The organism is uncultured Campylobacter sp., assembly GCF_938018035.1.
Taxonomy (GTDB): domain Bacteria; phylum Campylobacterota; class Campylobacteria; order Campylobacterales; family Campylobacteraceae; genus Campylobacter_B.
In genome coordinates, this window is the sequence record NZ_CALIJF010000339.1 from 1 (window position 1) to 1,527 (window position 1,527).

The 1,527-nt window shown below is 39.0% G+C and carries 3 protein-coding genes; all 3 read left to right on the top strand.

What is annotated here, in order from left to right; genetic code table 11:
* On the top strand, window positions 1–188 hold a 188-nt coding region (locus Q0257_RS10370), incomplete at its 5' end, for a 7-cyano-7-deazaguanine synthase (RefSeq protein ID WP_298024616.1).
* A gap of 320 nt (window positions 189–508) precedes the next feature.
* Window positions 509–955, top strand: coding sequence for a hypothetical protein (locus Q0257_RS10375; RefSeq protein ID WP_297880200.1), 447 nt, complete (start codon window positions 509–511; stop codon window positions 953–955).
* A gap of 1 nt (window position 956) precedes the next feature.
* Window positions 957–1,439, top strand: a complete 483-nt coding sequence (locus tag Q0257_RS10380) for a hypothetical protein (protein ID WP_298024618.1) — start codon at window positions 957–959, stop codon at window positions 1,437–1,439.
* Window positions 1,440–1,527 lie beyond the last annotated feature (88 nt).

The window sequence follows — 1,527 nt, forward strand, 5'->3', positions numbered from 1 at the left end:
TCGTGCACCTTAGCAAGGCGCAGATTGTCTCGTTAGCGCTTAAAATCGGCGTACCGCTAGAGCTTACGTGGAGCTGCTACGAGCGCGAGGACGCTGCGTGCGGGCTTTGCGACAGCTGCTTGCTGCGGCTTAAAGGCTTTGCGGGCGCCTGCGCGAAGGATAAAATCCCCTATGCGATAGAAGTTTAGGTACACCGCGGCGAAATTTACCGAGCCCGCATAGCTCGGCGCGTCATTGCAGCACCTGATATACGCGGGTTTTGAATGCGTAGCGCCATATGATTTGCGGCTAGATTTAAACGTGTGGCGGCCTGCACTTTGGCGCGCGCCGAGCTGTGGCTGTAAATTTAAACTGCGCTTCGGAATTTGAAAAATTTTAATGCGAGCGTTGCATGCGGTTTGAGGCGAAAATCAATTATAAATTTAAACCTACGATATATTTATTAGCGCATAGGCGGATATAAACATATCGTAGTATAATCCGAGAATTAAATTTTAAGGAGGAGAGAATGGCGTTTGAAAATGCTATCATCACTAAAAAGGATGATGAAAAGTACGGGTTGAGTAAAATTTTTTATCAATATAGTCCGTATTATGAAGAACTACCTAGAAATTTTGTTGTTGATAGACAAAAAGATATTTGGTTTCTTTTAATTAAAAGACTACCAAATGAAGGGTATGATTATGGTTATGGGAGCAAAAAGCTATGGAGGCTTTATATTCAAGGAAATAATTTAGATATTCTTTTGGACTACGAATATGATCAAGAAGTGGATGGACGCAAATTTCAAAGGGTGTGGAAAATTATCGAGGTAAATGTTATAAATTCTATTATTCCAGATAATGAAGTTATTAAAATATTGAGAGATATTTTGATTGATTTTAAATTTAGACCAGGCTGGGAGGATAAGGATGATTTTAGTGTAGCGTTAATAGATGTAAGAAAGGAAAAATAAAATGGCGTTTGTTGCGGAATATATTTCGAAAGAGGATATTGAGAAATATGGCGTTATTGACATAGTAAATAGCTCCAGAGCAAATTTTGGTGAACTTCCGTTAGGCGATCAACGTATAAAACAACTTGATTGGGTTATCGATAGGCAAAGAGATGCTTGGCTTATTCATGTATGTTTGGCATCTATGCCGGATCCACGAGATGGATTTACGGGCGAGGAGATTTATATTTTATGTTATAAGGGCAATGTTATTGAGCTTGATATAAGGCGAATTTATGACGAAACCACAAGTAAAATGCTAGTCGATAATCCGTTTTTTATCAAATATAAGCTGGAAAATATAAATTCTAGTCTTGACGGAATTTCGTTAGATGAGCTCTATAAAGTGCTTAATGAAGCTTTGATAGAATATGGCGAAAGTGGCATACACGGTAGAAAGTTCCTGCCAAAAGAACACGAAGTCGTAACTTTTCTGCACGATTAAATATAAAGGATAAAAAATGACGAGTAAACAAGCCGATCAAATTTTAGTAGACATTGCAAGCGACAAGGACGTGCAACGTTAGCGGCAC